Genomic DNA, 21,471 nt, shown 5'->3' with positions numbered 1-21,471 from the left:
ACTATATAAATGTGTTTGTTCTTGAATGAAAAATTAGGCAATTAACTTCGGTTAAGTAATTCATTTTTCGAGGCTCGGAGAAAATGAGTGTTATCGTTATACGCCTATCATTTCACTAAACACATCTCTATTAAATCTAAATTATCTTGATAAGAGCCAATTCACAATATAGAACTGTGAAAAGTAAAATTGACAAAAAGAAAACCTGCCAGTGGGTAGCTGGCAGGCAAGGAGTTAAAAATGAAAAAGTGTTAGGGTTGTTTGTTGGTATACATATATTTGCACTGAATCGATAATCGAAAAGAGTAGAAAAGAGCATTATTATTGATGTAATAACATTCCAAATTATAGGACTATTATATGAAAGCATGACGGAGTAAGAATATTTCAAAGTTTCCAGCCACAAGCACAGCCAAATTATAAAAAGGTGTTATTTTAAATAAGGATTTGACAGTAATTAAGAACAGAGTTAACATCACACACACTTAAAAGAAAGATGTGGTAATGATGTCTACAACAAGTAAACTATTAAAAAAACTGTATTGTGTATTGGGAGAAAAAAGTGAAGGAAATACAGTAAGTGAATTTTTGGATTATCTATTTGGAGATGAAGAACTTGCTAAAGAGTTAGTTTTTCAAGGTGAAAGACGAGAGGGAGTTGTAGGAGAATTACAAACTCGAATAAAAAAGGGTGGGAAATCTGTAGAAGGAATTAAAATTATCAAGAATGCAGAAGGAAAAAATGTTTTTATTTTGGATAACAGCAATCTTAGTTATGTATCGGATGTGACAGTAAAATTCCTAATTGAAGCTACCAAAATTAAATTAGAATTTTTTAAAAAGAAGACTTCCAGTAATTAAGTCTTACTTTCATTTTTGAATAACTACCAACAATTTTAATTATAATAGCATTCAAGTATTGCCATATCTTGAATACTATATCACAATGTGTTTATAGTAGTTATAGATAGGATGTGTAGAAATGAAATTAGTAAAAATGAAATTGAAGAATTTTCGAGGTTATTCTGAGGAAATTTTTGATTTCAATCAAATGACGGGACTCGTTGGTAGAAATGATGTGGGCAAATCTACAATTTTAGAAGCTCTGGATATTTTTTTTAATGCAGAGAAAAAAACAGGTGTTATACAACCAGATATTAATGACTTGCTAATATCATGCTGTGAAGAAAAATATTACTCAATAACTTGTTTTTTTGATGTTCCAAAAGATGAATTAATTATTATTGATGATAGTAATCCTACAAACTTAAGTGAAGAATATTTGTTAAATAAAGATGGTTTGTTGGAAATCGAAAAAAGATGGGATTGTAAGGGAACAAGTATAACAGCAAAAAGTTTAAGCATAAATATTAATGCTTTTATACCCTATGTGGGTGAAAAACAATTTCTTACAATGAAAATTAGTGAGTTGAAGAAAGAATTGGAAGAAATAAAAAATGATATCAGCAACTACGATGATATAAATAAAAAGTTAAAAGCTGATATAAGAAAATGTTTGTATAAATACTATAGCAGTAATGTTGAGCGGAAAGAGTATAGAATAAACATTAAAGATATTGAAACTGACAATAAGAATCTATGGAAATCATTATCCAAAAACTTCCCAATGTTTTTTCTATTTCAATCGGATAGAACGAATTCAGATAGCGATACAGAGGTTCAAAATCCATTACGTGCAGCAGCTAGAAAAGCTGTGTCGGATAAATTAGAGGAACTGGAGGAAATTGAAAAATATATAATTGACGAAGTTTCCAAGGTAGGTGAAGCAACTGTTGAGAAATTAAGTGATTTTGATACTTCAATTGCTAAAGGTCTAGAAACAACACACAAAATAAAGGCATGGGAAAGTTTGTTTTCTTTTAATATTTCCGATGAAAGAGAAATCCCTATTAATAAAAGAGGGTCTGGTGTCAGAAGATTAATTTTATTGAGCTATTTTAGAGCTGAAGCGGAAAAGGCTTTTATAAGTGGAGATAGCAAAGGGATAATTTATGCAATAGAAGAACCTGAAACCGCACAACATCCTGATTTCCAATTACAAATTTTCAATTCATTAGAAAAAATTTGTGATAATAGTAACAATCAAGTTATTTTTACTACGCATACTCCTGAAATAGCTAAAATGTTAGAACCCAAGTCACTAATTTTTATAAAAAGAGATATGCAAGGTAAACCAAAAGTTGAAAGAAATGAAGACGATAAAATCAGAGGAATAATTAATTCACTAGGGATTTTACCATCAATATCATCAAAATTGGTTTTGTGTGTTGAAGGTGAAAACGATGTTAACTTTTTAAATGGAATTAGTAACTCGGTTGAAGAGTTAAGGGAAATTTTTGATTTGTCTGGGACATCTATTATTTCAATGTCGGGTTCTAAATTGAAGCAATGGATTGAAAGAGATTATTTGGAAAATTCCAATGTTAAAGAATTTCATATCTATGATTCAGATGTAGATGATTACATTAAAAAAGTTTCAGAAATGGTTGCGTTAAATGATGGTAGAAGAACTGGACTTAATACTAAATTAAGAGAAATGGAGAACTATATTCCAAATAATTTAATAGAAGCAGAATTTGGAATTGAAATAGTTGATAACAAAGATGAATGGAAGAAGAAAGATGTACCTAAGTTTTTACGAGATAAAGTTCTTCTTCATATTCCAGATATCAATAAAAGAGAGCAAGCTATAAAAGGGATTCTAAATAAAAAATTAGCATCTAAACTCACCAAAGAGGATTTAGAAGTTTATGGTGTTTATACTGAAATTGAAAATTGGTTTAAAAAATTTTCGGAGTTTAGCAAATTATGATGTTTTGAAATTAACGAAACTTTCTTGTCATTGAAACATACTACTATGTATTAATGATGAGGAGGTTTTATTATGTCAAAAAAATGAAAAGGAAAATTAATAGGGTAGGGTATTGCAGAGTTTCAACAGATGATAAACAAAGGTAAAGTAGAAATATTTACACCCAAGATAAAGTATTCTATTAGGAAAATTCCAATAAAATCAGAGTATCTTATGGAGTTGTTTAGTAGTTGGAAAAAAGAACAAAAGGAATTACAAAAAATATGTGATGTAAAAAGGGGATCAGATGGAATAATTTTCTATAATGTTGGAAGAAAAACTCTTTACAAAAATAGACCTATAAATAGTAAGATGGAAGAATTGTTGGATGGTAAGTTTACTTTACATGCGTTTAGACATACTTTAATTACTTTTTTAGAAGAGGCAGGTTGTAATAGTAAGAAACTAAGTATGTATGTAGGGCACGATATTAAAGACAAAACAGTGACAGCAAATTATGCGCATTTAAGTTCAGAGTATTTAAAAGATATAGTAGAATTAATTGCTGAGATTATTACTCCGTTTATAAAAATTGGAGTATAATCTCCTTTTTAATGAAATAAGCAGCATAGCCAAAATCCAGCCACAAAAAATAAAAGGTGAAAAATGAAATGGTGGAAAATAAAAAAAGGCCCATCGGTGGGTGGCCGACAGGCAAGGAGTTAAAAATGAAAAAGTGTTAGGTTTGTTTGTTGGTATACATATATAATACAAGGCAGATGTGAACGATTTGTGAATGAAGTGTTGGAAAAGTATAAAACTTAAACAGCTAGTAATTTTTAGTTAGTAAATTTATTTGCAGATACTAAAAGTAGGACTGGCAGCTAGCTCCAAGTGAAGGAACTCATTTTTTCAAGCCCATGAAAACTGAATCTAATCGTCATACGCCTACCATCCTGCTAAACGTTCCAAGTCTAATTTAGCTAGTAATTATTGGATAACTTTTTGGCTTAACAACCTGTGAAAAGTAGGACTGGCAGCTAGCTCCAGTTAAGGAATTCATTTTTCGAAATCCGTGAAAAATAAGTGTAATCGTCGTACGCCTATCATTTTACTAAACGCATTCCCTAGTAAATCTAAGATAACTTGATAAGAGGCAATTTCACGATATAGAACTGTGAAAAGTAAAACTGACAAAAAAAACCTGCCAGTGGGTAGCTGGCAGGTAAGGAGTTAAAAATGAAAAAGTGTTAGGGTTGTTTGTTGGTATACAATACATAATACAAGGCAGATGTGAATGATTTGTGAACGAAGTGTTGGAAAAGTATAAAACTTGAAAGATTATCTCCAATCAGAAGTGAGAAATTCTTTCGGGTAGTTACTTTTTGCACTTTTTTGTCCTAACAAACTACAGGAAGTTAGACTGGCAACTACCTCCGGTTAAGGCACTCATTTTTCAAAGATCGCAAAAAATGACTTGATTGTCGTACGTCTACCATCCTGCTAAACTTCACTGTTTATTAGGTAGTTAGTAATTTTTAATGAGCTCTTCTATTTATAGACACTGCGAAAAGCAGGACTGGCAGCTACCTCCGTGTAAAGGAAATCATTTTTCGAAGAGCGCGAAAAATGAGTCCTATCGTCATACGCCTACCATCCAACTAAACATCACGAGACCAGGTGTCGTAGGGGAACAATTGGATTTCTGTCTATCAATGCAACCTGTGAAAAGTAGGACTGGCAAAAAATAGCCTGTCGGTGGGTGGCCGACAGGCAAGGAGTTAAAAATGAAAAAGTGTTAGGGTTGTTTGTTGGTATGCTTATATAATACAAGCTAAATGTGATAGATTTATGATCAAAGAATAGGAAATCAGTGAATTCTTTGAATATATTTTCTCTTTTTCCTTAATCATTACTTAGCATCTAATTTTGCTTGGTTTTTCTTTCCGTAAATATCGCGCATTATTAAATACAAAGGAATCAAATCCTTCTCGCTATAATTGTGATCCAATACATGAATTGGCAGATCAGGTTTTTCCTTTTTCAGCAACATAGAAGAGCTGATAATTAGATCATACCCATCCTTCAAGGACGCATCGTAAGGCTCTGCTTCGACAAAGCGTAAATCATCTAAGAAGTGATACAATTCTCGCACAAACATTGCATTATGCTCCATTGCAATTCCAACTTTCAAATCTTCGGCATAAGGAAATTGATTAAAGCTAGGCATCAGTAAGTGTTTAAAAGATTTTCCCAAAAGAACTCGCACGGATCGAATGAATTGATAGTCAGCACTTTCACCGGCTGTGTGCATGAAGTTCATGATATTTTGCTCCAAGACGTGTTCCCCGTGGGAGGGGTGTTCGTTAGGTCGGATCACCATGCTCATAATATTTGGAAACGGCTGACGGAAAACAAAATAAGCAAAGGTAATGTTTAACAGGTTCCCGATGATTAACGGATCATCCATAACTTCAGGCTTATCCGGGAACAAAGTTTTCTTAGCAAAACGACGGAATTCCGTCACGAAGCTATTCACGGGATTTGGACGCGCTTGAAAGTCGTGCAGCGTTTGTTTTAAGCTATTGTCTTCGCGAATAGTGTAAAAAGGCGCGTAGTGAGCCAAGAAATAAATGAAAGCAGATTCTCCCTTTAACTGCCTTGCAGTCAAGGACACGTTCACCAATTCACCCAATGAAGTGAAGTCGTAATAAGGATTGTCCTTCATCAAGAAATTGTAGCGTGTATCATATTTAGCATAATGCTGTTTATTAATCCGCATCATTGAAATTCCGGCAAACATGCGTAATTCATGCACGCCAAAATATGTACGAGACAATGGAAAGTAGGATTTGAAGGTTTCGACTGATTTATCAACCAATTTTTCATCAACGTTCAGTGGGAAATCTAACCCCCGAGTTCCTAACCATAAAATATTAAACAGAGCAATCCGAATCAGACGTTCATCGCCTGACATGCCTGCTTCAGTATAAGTAAAACGTAGATTGAAGCCTTTCAAGTAACGCTTTAACCGATCAATTTTCCGAGAAACGGTAGAGCGACTAACGTAATATTTCTCACTAAATTTTTCAATCGTTGGGTCTTCTTCATTTAAGAAATACAAGATAAACTGAAAAGGAACTGCTTTTTTGAGTAAGTGGTACCGATATTCATCTAAGGTCGCAGAAAGATTTTCTAAATTCACTTTTCCGGCACGCATCATAATACTGTTGTGTTCAGGATGAATATCTTTTAATTCTTCATCAATTTCATTTAGTTCGATTACGGTTTGCTGGTAATTCAAACCCATTTCATCAGACAATTGGCTGATTGAGAGGATTTGCATACTGGATTGAATCAAATAATGAAAGAGTTTAAAACGTAGAAGGAGCGATGAATCAAACATCAGTTCTTCGTAAAGCATCTTATTTCCTCCTTTTTTAAGTGTAATTCGCCGAAAATCGGCAGATACTTGACTACATTGTACTTTATTTGTTAAAAACTGTCAGTTTATAGACACGCAAGACGATCCAGAGATTAATATTATGCAGAAAATGAGGATTTCGTGTATGCTGAAGCTGAAGGTGAGAACATGACAAAATCAAGGTTAGAAGCATTTACTGATGGGGTAGTCGCCATTGTTTTAACGGTTTTAGTTTTAGATATTCAAATTCCCGATCCGCCGACACTCGGATCGCTTTCCAGCATTTTTAACACCTTGTTGGCTTATGTAGTCAGCTTTGTTTTCGTTGCAGTAATCTGGGTGAATCATCACCGGGTGATGCAAATGTCGGAGAAAATTAATTACGGTGTGATTTGGGCAAATATTTTCTGGTTGTTTTGGTTAACCTTGTGTCCTGCAGTAACGAGTTGGGTAGGGCGCAATCCGAATGAATTTTGGCCGGAATTGGCATATGTAGTGGTATATGGTATGTGGAGTTTTTCCTTTGGGGTATTCTCAAAGAAGATTATTCAAGCCAATGATCCAGATAGCCATGTAGTGAAAGTCTTAAAAAGAGACAAACGCAGCCGCTTATCCATGATTATCAATTTGATCTTATTTGTGGGTGTGTTTATCTACCCGGCGGTAGGGATGCTGGGGCGATTTCTGGTCTCGGCTTTGTGGGTAGTTTCCTACCGTAAAGCGGATGAGTATTATCACAAATTGTTTCCAATCAAAAAACGAGCTTGATCGCCAGGATCAAGCTCGCTTGTTTTATGGTTCTGGATGAAGTACTCGACGTAGGAATTCTTGCGTGCGGGCTTCTTTTGGTCGAACGAAGAGGTCTTCTGGAGCGCCTTCTTCTGCGATCAAACCTTGATCCATGAAGATTACCCGATCAGAAACTTCTTTAGCGAAGGCCATTTCGTGAGTTACTATAACCATCGTTAAGCCAGATTCAGCCAAGTTTTTCATGATGCTCAACACGTCGCCGACCATTTCAGGGTCCAATGCTGACGTTGGTTCATCAAAGAGCATCACTTCTGGGTCCATTGATAATGCACGGGCAATGGCTACCCGTTGCTTTTGTCCACCAGACAATTGGGCAGGTTTGGCATCTACAAAGCGAGACATGCCAACTTTTTCCAGATTTTCCAAAGCCACTTTGCGGGCTTCTTGTTCATTTCGTTTTAGGACGGTCATCTGTCCGCTCATGCAGTTTTGCAGGACGTTCATATTGTTAAACAGGTTGAAGGATTGGAACACCATGCCTAAGTGCGTTCGATATTTTGGCAGGTTGTAGCCATCTTCTAAGACGTTTTCTCCTTTATAAAGGATTTTCCCGCCAGTTGGTGTTTCTAGCAAGTTAATGCAACGCAGGAAAGTGGATTTACCGGAACCAGAAGCTCCGATGATTGTAACCACTTCTCCTTTGTTGACATTCATGCTGATATCTTTTAAGACGAGATGATCGCCAAAGCTTTTTTTCAAGTGTTCAATTTGAATAATATTATCCATGAAAATACTCCTCCCTTTTTATTTATCTGCTTCAATGGCTACGTCAGTTTCTTCCAAGCGTGCATAGGCATCTGGGCCATCCATTTTCTTCTCCACAAAGCGCAATAGGCGTGTTGCTGAGAAGGTCAGCACGAAGTAAATCACACAAATAATGAAGTAAGTCTGGAAGAACATGTAGTTCGTTCCAGCGGCTGATTTTCCTTGGAAGAACAGCTCTGAAACAGAAATAATACTCAAAACAGAAGTATCTTTAATATTGATAACCAATTCATTACCAGTAGCTGGCAAGATATTGCGCAGTACTTGCGGTAAGACAACTTTACTCATGGTTTGACCGTGTGTCATCCCAATCGCATGGGCTGCTTCAAATTGTCCTTTATCTACGGCGAAAATTCCCCCACGGACGATTTCTGACATGTAAGCACCTGTATTAATGGAAACAATAAACAATGCAGCAGCTGTACGGTTCAAGTCAATCCCAAAAGCCATTGCAATTCCATAGTAGATAACCGCTGATTGTACGATCATTGGTGTGCCACGGAAGATTTCAATGTAGGCATTTAAAATCCAGCCAAAAACTTTTTGCAATCCACGTTTGACGCTGTTTTTTGATTCAGGAATGGTACGGAAGACACCGATTAACAAGCCGATACCTGTACCTACAGTTGTACCTACGATTGCTAGAAGCAAGGTCATACCTGTTCCACGTAAGAACATCATGCCGTTTTGTTTTAGAATACGGACAAAAACATTTTCCTCTGAACCATCTTCGTTAGTAGCTACTTCTTCATTGGCCGGCTGATCTTTAATCGCCTGGTCCATGATTTCAGTCCGTTCGTCGGCTGGAATTTCACTTAAGATTTGGTTTACTTCAGCTAATAAAGGATCACCTTTACGCATCCCGACCGATACTTGAACGTCTTCCGGATTATTTTGGAAGCCTTGACCTTCTGGGAATTCCACCATGTTCAAGTCAGGGTTTACTGATTCAACAGTAACACCTTCAGGTCGCTCACCGACGTACCCATCGATCGTACCTGATTCTAAGGCAACCCGCATCGCTGGGAAGTTGTCCATTGCCTGTTGTTTTTCAACATCAGGAATTTGGTCAATCACACTGTAGTGGAATGTGCTCAGCTGAGCAGTGATTTTCGCACCAGCGAAATCTTCTAATGAAGTAGCTGTTGCATACTTGGAATCTTTCCGGGTAATAATAACTAATTGTGATTCATAATACTCGTCTGAGAAATCTACTTCTTTCCGGCGTTCCTCCGTCGGTGACATCCCGGCAATCACGGCATCGATTTTACCAGATTGCAAGGCTGGCAATAGGCCGTCCCACTCGGTTTTGACAATGACTAATTTGCGATCCATTTTCTCGGCGATTTTTTTAGCGATTTGGACATCGTAACCACCGGCATAGGCTTGATCTCCTTGGATTTGGACTGCACCATTACGATCGTCTTTTTGCGTCCAGTTAAAAGGTGCGTAGCCAGCTTCCATGCCGACTCTAAGCTCTCCTTCTGGCGTGCGATCATCTGCATGTGATACTAACGGCAGACCTAAAAATGAAACGAATAAAGCCAGAAAAGCGATAACTGAAAAAATTCTTTTGTTCATAGTTTTCTCCCCTTTGTTATGATAAACGAGATGGGTGCCTGCTCTTGCGAAGTTATTCCAGCTAAACAAAAAAAGCCGCCAGAAAACAAAGGCCGCTTGCAAATATAAGAAGATGTCCCTCTCACAAAACATAGCGCAACTTAGCATCACTGCTAAGACAGTCCGCAAGTTATTCACTTGCGTCCCAACATACGAAAATAAAAAGAGCTTTCCGTACATTTCGGCGAACCTTCCTAGACCTACTTCTTCGTGCTCTTTCACTCCATAGGCTTAATAAGTTTCGCGACCTCTACCTCATTGATTGAGGCATCTCGTATTCAGTTATTGTAGGTTACAGTCTAATGGCTAGGTAGTCAAATGTCAATAAGTAAGAAATAGAAAACCTAAGTTATTTAATTATGATTGAAAATTATGGTCATTTTCCGAAAGTTTACTGGTTTGAAGAGAGGGTTTGCAAAGAGGATTAGACAAAATTACTAATTGAAACTAGCCACAATCTATGGGACTCTTATAGAGAGTGCAAAAATTGATAGAGAGATACTAAAATGAACCAGTGGTTGCTTTTCCACTAAGGTAAAAGTGTGGAAGTTCGCCGCTATTTCTTAGAAACAGAGACAGATTATGTTTATGGAGCCGTCTGCTTTCTTTGATAAAAATGCGGATCTGATCACGGAGATGCTGGATTCTTTTGAGGCCGCATAACACTGTAAGTGGATTGAACACACGATAAATGAAAAGGGGGTCATACATATATGTGGTTTGTTCATGCCATGCTGACGGTAATTGCATGGGGAAGTGCAGATTTATTCTATAAGAAGGGAAATGATCCGCGGGATCGATATAGTGCGGTGAAGACGACCATTATTGTTGGGTTGGTGATGGGACTGCACGCCATTATTTATTATGGATTGATTGAAGGGATATCTTATGACTGGATGAACTTGGTGCGTTATTTGCCGGTGTCTTCTATGTATATTGGTTCGATGGCGGTGGGCTATTTCGGGTTGCGGTATATCGAGGTGTCGATTTCATCACCAATCTCCAATTCCTCAGGAGCGGTTACGGCACTTTTAGGTGTTATCTTATTAGGTAATCGGATTAATGGTGGACAACTGCTGGCGGTTCTTTTGATCTTATTGGGTATTTTGCTTCTATCTATATTGGAAAAACAGGCCGAAGACGCCCAACTGCAAAAAGCGGGTGTAGAAATCGAAGAAAAATACCGCTTTGGTGCCTTGGCAATCATTTTTCCAATCATTTATATGGTCATTGACGGTATGGGCACCTTTTTAGACAGCTATTATTTAGAATACAAAGCGATTATGCCCGAGGATCAGGCCAACATGAGTTATGAGCTGACCTTCTTATTCGTCGCTCTCTTCTTAATCGGCTATCTGTATTTCCGTAAAAAGGAGAAAATTCAATTCTTTCAAGAAAGAGATCGAGGTTTAGCAGCTTTGTTTGAAACCATCGGGCAATTCTTTTATGTTGGTGCCATTGCCGGCAAGCAGGCGGTGATTGCGGCGCCGTTGATTTCTTCTTATGCGATTATCTCCGTACTGTTAGGTCGCATCTTTTTGAAGGAGAAGCTAAACTGGAAACAATATTTAGTGATTGCGATTGTGATGCTGGGGATTATTATTTTAGGATTTTATGATGGGTAAGAAAGTGGCTGTGACATAAAGCGTCACAGCCACTGAAACCCGCATAATTGTTGTAACTGAAGTAGCTCATTCGGCTTATTTCTCGGAGCTGAACACTTCTGTTACAACCTTTTTTCGGCTGTCGTGCAGGCTAATTAATTTTATTTTTATTTTCGTTAAATGAATGCAAGGTGAAATTATCCGAGCGGAGTATCTGATCAATACTAGCATCGAAGTATTGAGGATTAGCTTGATAATAGTCCAATAGGTCGATTTTAGAAACAGGTGTAGGATCGACGGGTGCAGCTTCATAGACTGCTTCGGCCGATTGATCGACGATAGCAAAACCGTCTACAGGATAAATGAACTCATCATCATAATCCAGCAAATACACCGGATGACCGATTCCTATCCCAGATGTTAGGTTAACAATCAAATAATCCCCATCGAAATTGTATTGGATATAATCTATAAAAGTTGGAGGTTTCACTTCGGGATCAAGATCGTACTTTGCGCGATCATCCACTGTGGTAGTAGCTAGAAACACTTTTACTTGCTCAGGAAGATTGTTGTATTCGGCCAGTTTCCGAGCGTGTTCATTTTCAGCAGAGGATGAAGCGCTTGTCTCCTCCGTTTTAGCGGTGCTCTGAGTAGTTGTAGCCTCACTATTATCAGATGTACTAATACGTTGACTTTGAGTCGTGGAAGTCTCCTTCCTTCCTTCGCTCGTTGCTTCGGTTGATTTGCTGGTTGTTTGCTCAGCATTTTCTTGACGATTGCACCCAGCTAAAGCCAACAATAAAGCAAACCCAATCAATACTTTTTTCATTATAAAGCCCCCTTTTATTCTAGATTATATAGAAGTACCTATCATTTTGATAGAGAGGGAAGTGGGCCTCTTTGTCCGGAAATGAAACCGCTGATTCGTGCTATATTAAGCATTAAAGGAGAGGATTACTATGTCAGAAGTAACAATCAAACCATTTGAGAAGCGGTATGAATCAAAGGTAATTGAGCTGATTACCTCAATTCAAAAGGAATTTGCCATCAACATCACCTTAGAAGATCAGCCGGATTTGCTGCGGATCGAAGAGGAATACATAGAAAACGGCGGCAATTTTTGGATCGCACTGTCTGATGACCAGGTGGTAGGAACGATTGCTTTAGTTAAACTGAAGGATGGCAACGGTGCGATTAAAAAGATGTTCGCCGCTCCAGCTTTCAGAGGAGAAAAGCAAGTGGGTAAGCAATTATTAGATACGTTGATTGCTTATTGCACAGCCAGACAGGACAAAAATCTTTACCTAGGGACAGTCGATACCTTCATAGCGGCGCAGAAATTTTATAAAAAGCATGGCTTCGTAGAATGTACAGCAGCTGACATGCCGGAGGATTATCAGATAATGGCGGTTGATAATGTCTTCTTTAAGAAAGAATTGCTATAAGCTAGGCTTGTTACACTGTGAAACAGGTCGTAACTATCCATACTGTTCCTACAAATAAAAACAGTAAAATGATAACCAGGGTTATTTTTATAGATGTCCTTGAACGAAAAATCGAATTGGAAATATTGAGTTGTGACTGCTATAGTAATGATGAAAGGATCATTTTAAGCTTTTACGACAGTTAAGAGCAGACCGTGTGTTTGTTCTTTTTTTGTGGTTTTAAAAGGTGTTTTCGAGGTTCGGTACAATGAAATCAATTTTTGTAAAGTAATTTGTACTGAACGTTCATCGTAAATGAATCGTTTTCATTCTATACTTATGACAGGAGGTGAGGAGATGAATTACAAATTAAGTTATCTCCTATCCCGAACACCTGATTGCTTGATTACTTTGGACCAAGCGCAAACTCAGACAGGCCTGTCTGCCAAGGAAGTCCAGCAGCAATTAGGGGAATTGCAGACACACAGCTCAAAACGCGACAAACCAGCCGGAGTTTTTTATATTCCAAAGGTTTCGGCTAAACAATGGGCTCTTTTGCTAACCAAGGAAGATGAGGTCGTTTATTCGGAAGAAGAACGCCGCGCCTTGATTTACCTGCTTAGCTATTCCCAAGTCGAGGAGTTGTCGTTATTTCACTTTCAAGATTTTCTAGAGATTTCGAAGGGGACCGCGATTGCCGACATTAAAAAGTTGCGCAGTGTGTTAGCAAGTTACGACATTCGGTTAGAGTACACTCGAAAAACAGGTTTCCTGATTGAAGGAGAAGAAGAGACTGTTCGTCGCTTAGCTAAAAATCTAGTGGCACAGCTTCTACAAAGCAATACCGGAAAATATGGTTTGCTGCATTGGGTTAACCAACAAGACTTGGCACTTTATGCCACTTGGCGGGATACCATTCAAGAGCAGACCAAAAAAACGGGATTGGAAATTGTTCCCAGCCGGATTGATGAAGTTTCCCTCTTTTTAGCCTTTAGTGCTGATCGAATCGTCAATCATCCGTTGGTACACCTTGAAGATCACAGGTTAATCCAAACGCTTACCGCTTACCAAGCGGGGGCAGCTATTTATCGCCAGTTTTTCACGGCTGACCAGCCAATTGAAATCGCCTATTTAACCATCATCTTGATGACAGTGGTTCAAGGGGAGATCCAAGATATTCAATTGGATCAGTTGTTAAGCTGTTCAGCGGAGATAATCCATCGAATGGAAGGGTTGTCGGCGATTGAATTTTCCAATTTTCGTGAGTTGCTGATGAATTTATTTTATCATTTAGTTCCCGCCTATTTTCGGATAAAAAACGGCTTTTATCTGCCGAATGTGTTAATCGACAATATTCAAATGGAATACGCTGAAATTTATCGTTTTACTAAGGAAGCCCTACTGCCGTTAGAAAAACTAGCTGGCAAGGGAATTCCCGATGAAGAGGTGGGCTTCTTTTCCATCTTATTCGGAGGGGAAGTAGCTCGGCAAAAGGAAGAAGCGGTGCGAGAAGAAATACGGGCCTTGATTGTTTGCCCGAATGGGATCAGTTCTTCGTTGATTTTACAAACCGAGCTGAAAAAAATCTTTCCAACGATCCATTTTGAAGAAGCTAATTCAGTTGACCAGTTGCAAAGTATCTCTGAAGAAGGCTACGATGTCATTTTTTCAACGATCAATGTTGAATCAACCAAACGTGTTTACGTTGTCAAACCACTAATGTCGCAATTAGAAAAGAACCAATTGATTAATCGAGTTCAGCAGGAATTATTGATTCCCGGCTTTTCACTGCCTAGTGCCAAGGAGATTGTTGATGCGCTATTGCCGTATATCACCATTAAAAAAGGCGTTACCAAAGAGAAGCTGTATCAAACCTTGAACAAAAAGATGAATCGATTGATTGAGAAAAAGGAGGACCGTCGCCCAATGTTAACTGAATTAATTACCCCAGAGATGATCCAAATCAGTGACCAGCCACTAGCGTGGGAAGAAGCTATTCGTGTTACTGCCCAGCCATTGCTTACTGAAGGGAAAATCGAAGACCAATATATCGACGCAATGATCGATAAGGTAAAACAATATGGCCCTTTTATCCATATTGGAAAAGGGATTGCTCTACCTCATGCTCGTCCTGAAGATGGCGTGAACGAGTTAGGCATGTCGCTATTGAAAGTACAAACACCGGTCTTACTGGTGGATGATGAAAAGCATGCCATCCAATTGTTTGTCTGTCTAGCTGCTGTCGATAATGAAGCCCATTTGCGTGCGTTATCCAGCTTAACGAAATTATTATCCAATAAAGAAAACTTAGAAGCCTTATTAAATGCGACAACCAAAGACGAAATTTTAGCCATTTTGGCCAAAGGAGAGAACGAATAATGAAATTTGCAGCAGTTTGTGGGTCCGGTTTAGGATCAAGCTTTATGGTAGAAATGAACATCAATTCAGTATTGAAAGACCTAGGGGTAGAAGGAGTAGAGGTTGCTCACTTTGACTTAGGAAGCGCATCACCAGATTTAGCAGACGTGTTCTTTGTCGCTAGTGACTTAGCTGACAGCGCGCAGCATTTAGGTGAAGTAGTTGTCTTAGAAAGCATCATTGACATGGACGAATTAAAAGAAAAAGTTCAAGCCGTTTGTGTAGCAAAAGGCTTGCTGTAGACCAGTGAATCGCCCTTTCCTAGTGTAGGAGAGGGCAAACAGAGCGAAAAAAAGATTTACAATCGAACAAGGAGGAAATAAAAAAATGAATGGAATTTTAGATTTATTAGTCGATATCGCTAGTACACCGGCATTGCTGGTAGCATTAATCGCTATTTTAGGAAATGTACTGCAGAAAAAAGACTTAGCATCCACTGTTAAAGGCGGGATCAAGACCTTTGTCGGCTTCCTAGTCGTAACTGCCGGAGCCGGCGTTGTTGAAAACTCATTGGCACCATTTGGGGAAATGTTCCAAGCGGCTTTCAACATGCAAGGGGTTGTCCCGAATAATGAAGCAATCGTTGCTTTAGCGCTAACCGAATTTGGCACATTTACCGCACTTATTATGTTGGTTGGTATGGCGTTTAACATTTTGATTGCCCGCATCACACGTTTCAAATATATTTACTTAACTGGACACGCAACCTTATACATGGCTTGTATGATCGCAGTTATCTTGAGTGTAACTGGCATGGGTTCCGTTCCGTTAGTCTTCTTCGGTGGTCTAGCACTGGGATTAGCCAATACGATTTTCCCAGCAATTGCCCAACCATTTACCCGTCAAATTACTAAAAACGACACTGTTGCCCTAGGACACACTGGAAACTTCGGGTATGCCCTAAGCGGTTTGATCGGAAAATATGTCGGCGATAAAGAAAAATCAACGGAAGACATCAACTTTCCGAAAGGGTTGTCATTCCTACGTGATTCAACTGTAAGTATCACAATTACAATGGCAATCGTTTACGTGATCGTTGCATTGTTCGCTGGAAGCGCATTTGTTACTGAAAACTTAAGCGGCGGCACTAACTATATCATTTACTCCTTGCAACAAGCAGGTTCATTTGCCGCTGGTGTCTTTGTCATCTTAGCCGGTGTTCGTTTGATCTTGGCAGAAATCGTGCCAGCCTTCAAAGGAATCTCAGAAAAATTGGTACCAAATTCTATTCCAGCATTGGATTGCCCGATTGTTTTCCCATATGCACCAAATGCTGTATTGATCGGTTTCTTGACTAGCTTTGTTGGCGGCATTGTCAGCTTAGTAATCATGGTATTTGCTGGAACAACTGTAATTATTCCAGGGGTAGTTCCTCACTTCTTCTGTGGCGCCACTGCTGGTGTTTACGGTAATGCGACAGGTGGCCTGCGAGGCGCACTGGTGGGTTCATTCGTTCATGGCGTTATCATCAGCTTTATGCCAATTCTATTAATGCCAGTTATGGGTGATCTTGGCTTCCAAGGTTCGACCTTCTCTGATACAGACTACGGTGTGACTGGTTTGTTCTTAGGAAACTTAGCAAACGTCGGCGGACAAATTGCCGCAATTGCCGGCATCCTAGCTGTGCTAATCGTATTGATCGGTTTAACCGTTGCTGGAAAAAACAAAAAATCAAAAGCAGTTTCTGAATAATTGGAGGACAAATACCTGATGGAAAAAAACATGCTTGCCAAGTTAGAAGCACTAGCAGCTGAAATCCGGATCGACAGTATTGAAGCGATTCGAAAAGTCGGCTCCGGGCACATCGGCGGCTCCCTGTCGATTGCTGATTTACTGGCAGTTTTATATGGAAAACAACTGAAGTATGATCCAAAGAATCCAGAGTGGGAGGATCGTGATCGCTTAGTCTTATCTAAAGGTCATGCGGGTCCTGCGTGGTACAGTGCTTTAGCAGCAGTCGGTTTCTTTGATAAAGAATGGTTGGGAACGCTAAATGAAGGCGGCACACGCTTGCCTTCTCACCCAGACCGTACAAAGACGCCTGGGGTTGATGCAACGACTGGCTCATTAGGTCAAGGAACTTCTGTGGCTGCTGGAATTGCTACTGGGTTAAAAATGCAAAACAAAGACAGCTATGTTTACTTAGTTGTCGGCGATGGCGAATTAAATGAAGGTCAATGCTGGGAAGCCTTCCAGTATTTGGCTCACTACAAGCTAAGTAACTGTATCGTAATTATTGATGAAAATAAAAAGCAATTAGACGGCACCACTCAAGATATTCTGAATCCTTTTGATATTTCTGAGAAGATGCGGGCTTTTGGCTTCCATACAACGAAAGTTAAAGGGAACGATCTAGCGGCAATTGACGAAGCAATTGATCAATGTAAAGCTGTTACCGATCAAGCGGTATGTATCGTATTAGACACCATCAAAGGTCAAGGGGTTAAATTCTTTGAAGAGATGGCGGCCAATCATTCAGTGAAATTTGACAGTGAAGCCGTTCAGACTGCCACCGATGAAGCCTTAAAAGAACTAAAAGCAAAGGAGCGTGCCTAGATGTTTACACTTGCCGAGAATAAAGAAGTAGGTAAAGAACTACGCGCGACCGTTGTTGATGCGTTAAAAGAAGTCATGGCAGAAAATGAGAAAGTGGTCGCTTTAGAAGCCGATTTAGGCGGTGCCAGCAAATGGACTGACATCGGCAAAAGCAATCCGGATCGTTTCATTAATGTAGGAATTGCCGAAGCCAACATGGTCGGCGTAGCTGCTGGTTTGAACTTAACTGGCTATACACCATTTATCCATACGTTTGGTCCGTTTGCGACAAGACGGGTGCTGGATCAAGTCTACTTGTCAGGTGCTTATTCTAAAAATACCATCAACATTTTTGGGTCTGACCCAGGCTTTGCGGCGGGACACAATGGTGGTACTCATACGACGTGGGAAGATGTGGCATTATTACGCTCGATTCCAGATGTGGTGATCTGTGATGCAGCCGATGAAGTGCAAATGGACTGGATCATCAAAGCCTTCAGCGAAATGGAAGGCGTCCATTATGTTCGTGGAAATCGTAAAGGCGTACGCAATGTCTACGCAGCAGGTTCAACCTTTGAAATTGGCAAAGGCAATTTGCTAAAAGAAGGCAGTGATTACTTGATCGTAGCAGCTGGTCAACTGGTTTCAGAAGCACTTGAAGTAGCTGAAGCGTTAGCCGAAAAAGGGATCAGCTGTGATGTGATCGATATGTTCACCATTAAACCGTTGGACAAAGAACTATTGATCAAACACCTAGCAGACAAAAAAGGGGTTATCACGATCGAAAACCATTCAACAACTGGCGGCTTAGGCAGTGCGGTTGCTGAAGTGATTGCTGATAATGGCATCGCAGTTCCGTTGAAACGCATCGGAGTCGATAACCGCTTCGGACAAGTAGGAACACCTGAATTCTTGCAAGCGGAATTTGGTCTGACGACTGAGAAGATGTTAGAGCAGTTAGCAGAATTTGTGAAATAGAACTAGTTAGAAGCCAAAATTTCTTCGGAGATTTTGGCTTTTTTTGGATGGTGATCTCGTGGTAAAATTAAAGTGACTAAGGAGGGATCAGTGATGACAACAATTGATTATTTAGTTATCTGTTTCATGATAATTGCAATGCCAATCATAGGCATCCAATTGATTCGCGGAAAGTGGCTGATGCTGATTGCTGGTTATAATACCATGGGTGAAGCAAATCGAGCCAAAGTAAATGGCAGAAATATTGGTAAATTAGTAGGGCTTTATTTATTGTTTATAGATCTGGTGGTGCTTTTGCTAAGCATTGGAATCATACCTGAAAATTGTATCAGTTGGCTGATTGTTCCGACTACCTTGTTTGTGTTGATTTTTAGTAATGTTTCCAAGCTGTTTAAGCAATAGTTTTTAACTCGTTGCTAAAAAGCTTACTACCCGTGAGGTAAGAAAGATGATTCAGTGGCAGATGTTTTTCATAGGATTTTGGATCACGGGTTTTTTCGAAAGGCTATCGATGCTCACGCCACGAGTATCCTGGAACGATTTCACTCATCATTTTTGCAAGGAGCGAAAGGTGGGATTTTTGGCTTCTCATAACAAATTCTTCGGGAAAATTTGGTTTTTGTGGCAGGTGTATCATTACTAGTGCTGTTTTTAAGCTTGTTTATAAAAATTCAGCTTCCGATCGTGTCAGTATTTCTGTTCTTTACGGCCTACCTAATCATCAGCCACATACTGCTAGAATTTTTTGTAGGTTGACTGAATGAAGAAGGTGTAATAAGCTAGTTGAACTTATGCTAAGATATAGATGAAAAGGTGATTTAGTGTGTTAACTGCTAAGACAAGACGGCAAGGGAACGCTGTGGTTATTACTCTCCCAACAAAGGATAACCAGAATCCTGAGCCAAATAAAGAGTATATTGTTGAATATTCTAAAGATGGAACGATTAGGCTGATTCCTAGAATTGACAATCCCTTTGCCGCTTCTGGAATCGGTGATTTTTTCGAAGAAGAGGAATGGCAGGGTCTGCAGCCAAAAGGAAAAGAGCTAATTTAAAAGCGCAAAAGGGGCTCATTGTGAAAAAACGTGAATTCATCGTGCAAGACTTATTAAGTAAAATATACCAAGAAGAATTTAAAAACGGTAAGCTGCCGAACCAACGGGAATTGGCCCGTATCTATGGGGTTTCTCGTTTTACTATTCAGCAGGCGGTGAAGAATTTAGAAGAAATCGGGATTGTTCGGGTGGTGCAAGGATCAGGTATCTTTGTCCACGAGAAATGGGTCAAGAATCCGCTGATCTTCAACTCTCTAACCCGAACACCGTATGATCGGATTGATTCTAAGATGATCAGCTTGAAAAAAGCGCAGGCTACTCTGGAGGAGCAGAAGATTTTTCAACTGGAAGATCAGGACGAAATCTGGACCTTTGAACGGATTCGAATTGTAAATTATAAGATTGAACAGCTGGAGATCTCCAAGCTGCCGGTATCGATGTTTCCTGATTTTTCGCAAGATGTGGTGGAACATTCGATTCAAAATTATGTGGAACAAAAAGGTTATCGCATTTCCCACTACATTACTAGCTACGATCCGATTACTACTAACACGGAACAGTCCAAGCTTTTATTGTGTAAACGAGGAACACCGGCGATGCAAATTACCAACCGTGCCATTTTAGAAGATGGTCAAGTTTACGAATACAGCAGTATTATTGCAATTGATTACTCAGTAACCTATATTCGACCGTTTGACCGAGAGATTCACCGTTCAAGAATTGATTAAAAAAGCAGAGCTGAAATCAGGTTTCGATTTTAGCTCTGCTTTTATTTGTTTTAGGGTGTCACAATCGTGCCATCTGGTGTGCGGCTTTGGGTCCACTCGTGGGGACGGTAAACCACTGGATGCTGTGCTGCTAGTTCTTCGTTGAAGGTAACACCGATCCCACTTTGTTCGATTGGGTAGAAGAAGCCCTTCTCAGGTGTTGGGATATTCTCAAACAAGTTGCAGGTATTTTCGGGAATATCGATATTTTCCTGAATCGCCGCATTATGCAAGTGAATGTTCAAATGAGTGTTCACCGCAAGCCCAACCGGACTAATGTCGGATGGAGTATGCCAAGCAATTCGCACACCCATTGCTTCACAGAAATGGGCTAATTTCAATGCGGGTGTAATCCCGCCGATTTGGGAAACATGGGCCCGCATAAAGTCGATTTGACGGTTACGCACCAATTCTTTCCACTCCATCGGGTTATTGAACAGCTCGCCAGTAGCGATTGGTGTTGCTGATTGGCTACGCAACTGAGCTAACCACTCGTTTTGATTTGGTGGTAATATGTCTTCTAAAAAGAATAGATTGTAAGGCTCCGTTGCTTTGGCAAACTGGATCGCTTGGTTTGGGTGCAGTCGTTCATGCACGTCATGCAGCATTTGGAATTGACTGCCGTATTTTTCTTTGACGGCTTCAAACATTTTTAAGGTTGTTTGCATATATTCTTGTTGATCGAAGTATGAACCCTTAATTGGTTGATCCGGTGTTTGCAGATTTTCTGGATTTCCACCATAAAAACCTAGTTGGCAACGAATATAGCGATAGCCTTCTGCCAAGAATTTATCAATTTCACTGTAAAGATCATCCAAATTATCCGCCACAGCATGAGTATATGCAGGGATTGCGGTGCGGGCTTTTCCGCCTAATAGCTGGTACAATGGCATATCAGCTAGCTTGCCCTTGATATCCCATAAAGCCATGTCCACACCGGAAATTGCGTTATTAGTGATCGGTCCGTTGCGCCAGTAAGAATTGACATTCATTACTTGCCAGATATCTTCAATTTGATTAGCATCCCTTCCAATTAACAAAGGCTTCAAATATTCTTCCACAACCGTTTGCACAGCTAAGGGGCGAAACTGAAAAGTCCCGCAGCCTAGACCAGACACACCTTTGTCGGTTTCTACTTTGACTACTAATAGATTATGACGATCAGGTTTGATCGCAAAACTTTTTATATCGGTAATAATCGTTGGTGTCATTTTTATCCACTCCAATTTACTTAATGCGAATCATTTCCACACTCATTGA

The 21,471-nt window shown here is 39.4% G+C and carries 19 protein-coding genes and 1 riboswitch; of the genes, 14 read left to right on the top strand and 5 right to left on the bottom strand.

The window, feature by feature from the left end:
* Positions 1-504: 504 nt before the first annotated feature.
* The 3 genes from IGI42_RS08350 (at position 505) to IGI42_RS08340 (ending at position 3,415) form a co-directional block, all read left to right on the top strand.
* Positions 505-861 (top strand): hypothetical protein, encoded by a 357-nt coding sequence (locus IGI42_RS08350; RefSeq protein WP_438715376.1) that lies wholly within the window; start codon positions 505-507, stop codon positions 859-861.
* Between the two features lie 121 nt (positions 862-982).
* A complete protein-coding gene (locus IGI42_RS08345; RefSeq protein WP_438715374.1) occupies positions 983-2,833 on the top strand; it encodes an ATP-binding protein in 1,851 nt (616 codons plus the stop codon).
* A 129-nt stretch (positions 2,834-2,962) separates the two neighbouring features.
* A complete protein-coding gene (locus tag IGI42_RS08340) occupies positions 2,963-3,415 on the top strand; it encodes a tyrosine-type recombinase/integrase (RefSeq protein ID WP_438715373.1) in 453 nt (150 codons plus the stop codon).
* Positions 3,416-4,724: 1,309 nt separating this feature from the next.
* Here IGI42_RS08340 and IGI42_RS08335 read toward each other — a convergent pair.
* Positions 4,725-6,236 carry a helix-turn-helix domain-containing protein gene (locus IGI42_RS08335; RefSeq protein ID WP_438715372.1) on the bottom strand — a complete coding sequence of 504 codons (1,512 nt, stop codon included), beginning with the start codon at positions 6,234-6,236 and terminating at the stop codon, positions 4,725-4,727.
* Positions 6,237-6,404: 168 nt separating this feature from the next.
* Here IGI42_RS08335 and IGI42_RS08330 point away from each other — a divergent pair, with 168 nt between their 5' ends.
* The gene (locus tag IGI42_RS08330; protein ID WP_438715371.1) at positions 6,405-7,004 is read left to right on the top strand and encodes a TMEM175 family protein; all 600 of its coding nucleotides are present in this window, start codon (positions 6,405-6,407) and stop codon (positions 7,002-7,004) included.
* Positions 7,005-7,028: 24 nt separating this feature from the next.
* Here IGI42_RS08330 and IGI42_RS08325 read toward each other — a convergent pair whose 3' ends face one another.
* Positions 7,029-7,772, bottom strand: a complete 744-nt coding sequence (locus IGI42_RS08325; RefSeq protein WP_438715370.1) for an amino acid ABC transporter ATP-binding protein — start codon at positions 7,770-7,772, stop codon at positions 7,029-7,031.
* 18 nt (positions 7,773-7,790) lie between these two features.
* The gene (locus tag IGI42_RS08320) at positions 7,791-9,392 is read right to left on the bottom strand and encodes an ABC transporter permease subunit (protein ID WP_438715369.1); all 1,602 of its coding nucleotides are present in this window, start codon (positions 9,390-9,392) and stop codon (positions 7,791-7,793) included.
* Between the two features lie 123 nt (positions 9,393-9,515).
* Positions 9,516-9,692, bottom strand: a riboswitch (Lysine riboswitch).
* A 452-nt stretch (positions 9,693-10,144) separates the two neighbouring features.
* On the opposite strand from IGI42_RS08320, the gene IGI42_RS08315 reads away from it, so the two are divergent.
* A complete protein-coding gene (locus IGI42_RS08315; RefSeq protein WP_438715367.1) occupies positions 10,145-11,056 on the top strand; it encodes an EamA family transporter in 912 nt (303 codons plus the stop codon).
* 130 nt (positions 11,057-11,186) lie between these two features.
* On the opposite strand, the gene IGI42_RS08310 is transcribed toward IGI42_RS08315, so the two are convergent.
* Positions 11,187-11,864, bottom strand: coding sequence for a lipoprotein (locus tag IGI42_RS08310; RefSeq protein ID WP_438715366.1), 678 nt, complete (start codon positions 11,862-11,864; stop codon positions 11,187-11,189).
* Positions 11,865-11,994: 130 nt separating this feature from the next.
* Between IGI42_RS08310 and IGI42_RS08305 the strand changes: the two genes are divergently transcribed.
* The 9 genes from IGI42_RS08305 to IGI42_RS08265 all read left to right on the top strand — a co-directional run bounded on the left by IGI42_RS08305 (position 11,995) and on the right by IGI42_RS08265 (position 20,172).
* Positions 11,995-12,480 carry a GNAT family N-acetyltransferase gene (locus IGI42_RS08305; RefSeq protein WP_438715365.1) on the top strand — a complete coding sequence of 162 codons (486 nt, stop codon included), beginning with the start codon at positions 11,995-11,997 and terminating at the stop codon, positions 12,478-12,480.
* Positions 12,481-12,816: 336 nt separating this feature from the next.
* Positions 12,817-14,838: a BglG family transcription antiterminator gene (locus IGI42_RS08300; RefSeq protein WP_438715364.1), complete on the top strand. Its 2,022-nt coding sequence runs from the start codon at positions 12,817-12,819 to the stop codon at positions 14,836-14,838.
* Complete coding sequence (locus IGI42_RS08295; protein WP_438715363.1) at positions 14,838-15,119, top strand: PTS sugar transporter subunit IIB; 282 nt, start codon at positions 14,838-14,840, stop codon at positions 15,117-15,119. The genes IGI42_RS08300 and IGI42_RS08295 overlap by 1 nt, the downstream gene beginning before the upstream one ends.
* Positions 15,120-15,204: 85 nt before the next feature.
* Positions 15,205-16,569 (top strand): PTS ascorbate transporter subunit IIC, encoded by a 1,365-nt coding sequence (locus IGI42_RS08290; protein ID WP_438715362.1) that lies wholly within the window; start codon positions 15,205-15,207, stop codon positions 16,567-16,569.
* An 18-nt stretch (positions 16,570-16,587) separates the two neighbouring features.
* Positions 16,588-17,433 carry a transketolase gene (locus IGI42_RS08285; RefSeq protein WP_438715361.1) on the top strand — a complete coding sequence of 282 codons (846 nt, stop codon included), beginning with the start codon at positions 16,588-16,590 and terminating at the stop codon, positions 17,431-17,433.
* Entirely contained in the window at positions 17,434-18,390 is a 957-nt protein-coding gene (locus IGI42_RS08280; RefSeq protein WP_438715360.1) for a transketolase family protein, read from the top strand.
* A 93-nt stretch (positions 18,391-18,483) separates the two neighbouring features.
* Positions 18,484-18,792 (top strand): DUF3784 domain-containing protein, encoded by a 309-nt coding sequence (locus IGI42_RS08275; protein WP_438715358.1) that lies wholly within the window; start codon positions 18,484-18,486, stop codon positions 18,790-18,792.
* A 421-nt stretch (positions 18,793-19,213) separates the two neighbouring features.
* Positions 19,214-19,444 carry a type II toxin-antitoxin system PemI/MazE family antitoxin gene (mazE, locus tag IGI42_RS08270; protein WP_438715357.1) on the top strand — a complete coding sequence of 77 codons (231 nt, stop codon included), beginning with the start codon at positions 19,214-19,216 and terminating at the stop codon, positions 19,442-19,444.
* A gap of 20 nt (positions 19,445-19,464) precedes the next feature.
* On the top strand, positions 19,465-20,172 hold the full coding sequence (locus IGI42_RS08265) for a GntR family transcriptional regulator (RefSeq protein WP_438715356.1): 708 nt from the start codon (positions 19,465-19,467) through the stop codon (positions 20,170-20,172).
* Between the two features lie 50 nt (positions 20,173-20,222).
* Here the strand turns inward: IGI42_RS08265 and IGI42_RS08260 are convergent, their stop codons facing one another.
* The gene (locus IGI42_RS08260; RefSeq protein WP_438715355.1) at positions 20,223-21,422 is read right to left on the bottom strand and encodes an enolase C-terminal domain-like protein; all 1,200 of its coding nucleotides are present in this window, start codon (positions 21,420-21,422) and stop codon (positions 20,223-20,225) included.
* Positions 21,423-21,471 lie beyond the last annotated feature (49 nt).

The organism is Enterococcus sp. AZ109, assembly GCF_051714625.1.
Taxonomy (GTDB): Bacteria; Bacillota; Bacilli; order Lactobacillales; family Enterococcaceae; genus Enterococcus_A.
Note: the sequence above shows the minus strand (reverse complement) of the source record. Positions and strands in the feature narration are given on the sequence as shown.

Bases quoted from the DNA above. Each gene is read 5' to 3' on its own strand.
- IGI42_RS08350 (WP_438715376.1), top strand. From the start codon at position 505: ATGATGTCTACAACAAGTAAACTATTAAAAAAACTGTATTGTGTATTG.
- IGI42_RS08345 (WP_438715374.1), top strand. From the start codon at position 983: ATGAAATTAGTAAAAATGAAATTGAAGAATTTTCGAGGTTATTCTGAG.
- IGI42_RS08340 (WP_438715373.1), top strand. From the start codon at position 2,963: ATGATAAACAAAGGTAAAGTAGAAATATTTACACCCAAGATAAAGTAT.
- IGI42_RS08335 (WP_438715372.1), bottom strand. From the start codon at position 6,236: ATGCTTTACGAAGAACTGATGTTTGATTCATCGCTCCTTCTACGTTTT.
- IGI42_RS08330 (WP_438715371.1), top strand. From the start codon at position 6,405: ATGACAAAATCAAGGTTAGAAGCATTTACTGATGGGGTAGTCGCCATT.
- IGI42_RS08325 (WP_438715370.1), bottom strand. From the start codon at position 7,772: ATGGATAATATTATTCAAATTGAACACTTGAAAAAAAGCTTTGGCGAT.
- IGI42_RS08320 (WP_438715369.1), bottom strand. From the start codon at position 9,392: ATGAACAAAAGAATTTTTTCAGTTATCGCTTTTCTGGCTTTATTCGTT.
- IGI42_RS08315 (WP_438715367.1), top strand. From the start codon at position 10,145: ATGTGGTTTGTTCATGCCATGCTGACGGTAATTGCATGGGGAAGTGCA.
- IGI42_RS08310 (WP_438715366.1), bottom strand. From the start codon at position 11,864: ATGAAAAAAGTATTGATTGGGTTTGCTTTATTGTTGGCTTTAGCTGGG.
- IGI42_RS08305 (WP_438715365.1), top strand. From the start codon at position 11,995: ATGTCAGAAGTAACAATCAAACCATTTGAGAAGCGGTATGAATCAAAG.
- IGI42_RS08300 (WP_438715364.1), top strand. From the start codon at position 12,817: ATGAATTACAAATTAAGTTATCTCCTATCCCGAACACCTGATTGCTTG.
- IGI42_RS08295 (WP_438715363.1), top strand. From the start codon at position 14,838: ATGAAATTTGCAGCAGTTTGTGGGTCCGGTTTAGGATCAAGCTTTATG.
- IGI42_RS08290 (WP_438715362.1), top strand. From the start codon at position 15,205: ATGAATGGAATTTTAGATTTATTAGTCGATATCGCTAGTACACCGGCA.
- IGI42_RS08285 (WP_438715361.1), top strand. From the start codon at position 16,588: ATGGAAAAAAACATGCTTGCCAAGTTAGAAGCACTAGCAGCTGAAATC.
- IGI42_RS08280 (WP_438715360.1), top strand. From the start codon at position 17,434: ATGTTTACACTTGCCGAGAATAAAGAAGTAGGTAAAGAACTACGCGCG.
- IGI42_RS08275 (WP_438715358.1), top strand. From the start codon at position 18,484: ATGACAACAATTGATTATTTAGTTATCTGTTTCATGATAATTGCAATG.
- IGI42_RS08260 (WP_438715355.1), bottom strand. From the start codon at position 21,422: ATGACACCAACGATTATTACCGATATAAAAAGTTTTGCGATCAAACCT.